Source organism: Sedimentitalea todarodis (genome assembly GCF_032595355.1).
In the GTDB taxonomy this organism is placed as follows: domain Bacteria; phylum Pseudomonadota; class Alphaproteobacteria; order Rhodobacterales; family Rhodobacteraceae; genus Sedimentitalea; species Sedimentitalea todarodis.
The window spans coordinates 1-2,519 of record NZ_JASMWN010000071.1 but is presented as its reverse complement, the minus strand read 5'-3'; the positions used below and the strand labels follow the sequence as shown (position 1 = coordinate 2,519).

Below are 2,519 nucleotides of genomic sequence, written 5' to 3'. Positions count from 1 at the left end.
GTAAACATCCGGTGTGGACCGCGGTTATGCGGCCTTGACGTTTTGTGCTGCGGTTTTCCAGTTCCACGGTAACATTTCATGTACGCGCGAGACGGGCATGTCGGGCAGTCGTTTTAGGACGTCAGCGAGCCAAGCTTGTGGGTCGATGTCGTTCATTTTTGCCGTGATGATCAATGTGTACATGAAGGCTGCGCGGTCGCCGCCGCGCTCTGATCCGGCGAAGAGCCAGCTTTTTCGGCCCAGAGCCACGCCGCGCAGGGCGCGTTCGGCTGCGTTGTTTGTCAGGCAAATGCGCCCGTCATCGAGGAAGGTGGTGAACGCATCCCAGCGGCCTTGCTTTTCAATCATGTATTTGATCGCCTTGGCGACCGGGTTGTGCTTGGACATCCGCGCTCTTTGCTCAATGAACCAGCCGTGCAAAGCCTCGACCAGGGGCCGCGATAGGGTTTGGCGGACGGCGTGACGGTCCTCAGTATTCAGACCGTTGATATCGCGCTCGATGTCGAAGATCGCGTCGATCCGCTGGACGGCTTCAAGCGCAATGGGCGAGATGTCATGGGCGGGTTTTCCCTTGCGCACGTTTCCGGCGATGTCGGCCAGCTCGAAGAATTTTCGCCGCGCATGTGACCAGCACAGGGCGCTGCTCACCGGGCCTGGTTTCCGGTCGGGGCGGTAGAGATCATTGTAGCCGCTGTAGGCGTCGGACTGCAAAATTCCGTGCCAGTTGGTGAGGTGTTTGTTGGGATGCGTCATTTCTCTGTCCCGAGAGAAATAAAACAAAGCTGCCGGTGGTGCGCCACCGTCAAATGGCCGGTCTTCTCGCACATAGGTCCAAAGCCGCGCTGTTTTGGTGCCGCCCCGTGCGAGCAGCGGGACGGTTGTATCATCCCCGTGTAGACGACCCGCGCTCAGCACATGCTGCGCAATCAACTCATGTATCGGGGCCAGAGCAACCGCCGCATGGCCAATCAAGTCGGCCAATGTGGACAGGCTGATATCCACACCTTCGCGGGCGAAGCGTTCTGCTTGGCGGTTCAGCGGTTGATGCTGGCCGAACTTTTCAAAGGCCACCATGGCAATCAGACTGGGCCCGGCCCAACCGCGCGGGATGGTATGGAACGGCGCAGGGGGCTGGCTGATCTTTTCGCACGACCGGCAAGTGAACTTTTCCCGGACGGTCTGGATCACCTTCCACTGGCGCGGGACGACTTCCAGCGTGTCGGTGACATCCTCTCCCATCTTCACGATCCGATCCGACCCGCAGCAGGTGCATTGAGTGGGAGCTTCAACCACCACACGTTCGCGCGGCAAATGCTCCGGAAACGGTTTGCGGGACGGTTTACGGCGGGTGAAGGATGTGACGGTGGTTTGCGCGTCGAGCGCGGCCTGTTCTGCAGCCAGCGCATCCTCAGTTGCCGCCGCTTCGAGTTCCTCGAGTTGTAGTTCCAGCTGATCCAGCAGCCGCGCGCTGCGTTCAGAAGATACGCCGTATTTGTCGCGCCGCAGTTTGGCGATCTCAAGCTTCAGTTCTTTGATCATCGCCTCGGAACAGGAAACGACCGCACGGGTCTGCGCCAAATCACTTTCCGCAGCTTGAGCACGGGCTTGCGCCGCAGCCAAGGCAGCGCGTAATTTGGCGATTTCAGAAGCGGCATCCGACATGGCGAATATCTACCATCCGGGCGCAAGCGGTGCCAACAAAAACAGACCATTTGTTGCAGTTTACCCAGCCTTTGCAGGGCGTTGTGTCCAGCGTGGATTGCGCCAGTCTATCCCTTCCAGAAGATAGCCCAACTGCGCTGCCGAAACCTGCACAGCCTCGCCAGACCCACTTGTTGGCCAGATGAATTTACCCGCCTCAAGCCGCTTCAGGTACAGCGACGTCCCAACGCCATCGTGCCACAAAATCTTGACCAAATCGCCGCGACGCCCACGAAAGCAGAAAATCTCCCCGGCATACGGATCGCGCCCCAAACCCTGTTGCACCTGCAGCGCCAGAGTGTTCATTCCCCGCCGCATGTCCGTGACGCCACCCGCGATCCAAACTTTCACACCCGCCGGAAACGCAATCATGCCAACCCCCGCAAAAGACGAGCCGCTGCATCCATGTCGAACCCCGCCGGGATCGTGAACCGATAGCATTGGCCTACCTCAATCACCAGATCGGGGCACGCAGCGGCGGATCTCGCCTGATCCTGAACGCCTTCCGGCGTCTCTTGTGTCACCACAACCTGGGAAAAGTCCGCACGGTCTTCAAGCAGCCCAGCCTTGTAGCGCGCCCGCCAATCCCAAAGCTGAGACGTCGAAATTCCATGCCGACGCGCCAATTGCGCCTGCACACACCCTTTCTCAAAACTTTCCTTAACGATCTTCAGCTTTTCGGCATCAGACCGATGACGACGCCCAGTTTTGGCGTTGGAAACGGCTTGCTTGCGAGGGGTGGGTTTGTTGCTGCTCATGACTGCAACCGCTACAAAATCTCACATCACACCAAAAGACGGCCCTCGCCGGAGGCGTAC

3 protein-coding genes are annotated in these 2,519 nt (G+C 59.1%); all 3 read right to left on the bottom strand.

Annotated features, from left to right (window positions below):
* Positions 1-24: 24 nt before the first annotated feature.
* From tnpC to tnpA, 3 genes are read right to left on the bottom strand one after another with little or no spacing between them, the layout of a single operon-like run.
* Positions 25-1,662, bottom strand: coding sequence for an IS66 family transposase (gene tnpC / locus QO231_RS25950; protein WP_316783165.1), 1,638 nt, complete (start codon positions 1,660-1,662; stop codon positions 25-27).
* A gap of 60 nt (positions 1,663-1,722) precedes the next feature.
* Positions 1,723-2,073, bottom strand: a complete 351-nt coding sequence (tnpB, locus tag QO231_RS25945; protein WP_316783163.1) for an IS66 family insertion sequence element accessory protein TnpB — start codon at positions 2,071-2,073, stop codon at positions 1,723-1,725.
* Positions 2,070-2,459 carry an IS66-like element accessory protein TnpA gene (tnpA, locus tag QO231_RS25940; protein WP_316783160.1) on the bottom strand — a complete coding sequence of 130 codons (390 nt, stop codon included), beginning with the start codon at positions 2,457-2,459 and terminating at the stop codon, positions 2,070-2,072. The genes tnpB and tnpA overlap by 4 nt, the downstream gene beginning before the upstream one ends.
* Positions 2,460-2,519 lie beyond the last annotated feature (60 nt).

Excerpts from the sequence above, each read along its gene's own strand:
- tnpC (WP_316783165.1), bottom strand. The coding sequence starts at position 1,662 with ATGTCGGATGCCGCTTCTGAAATCGCCAAATTACGCGCTGCCTTGGCT.
- tnpB (WP_316783163.1), bottom strand. The coding sequence starts at position 2,073 with ATGATTGCGTTTCCGGCGGGTGTGAAAGTTTGGATCGCGGGTGGCGTC.
- tnpA (WP_316783160.1), bottom strand. The coding sequence starts at position 2,459 with ATGAGCAGCAACAAACCCACCCCTCGCAAGCAAGCCGTTTCCAACGCC.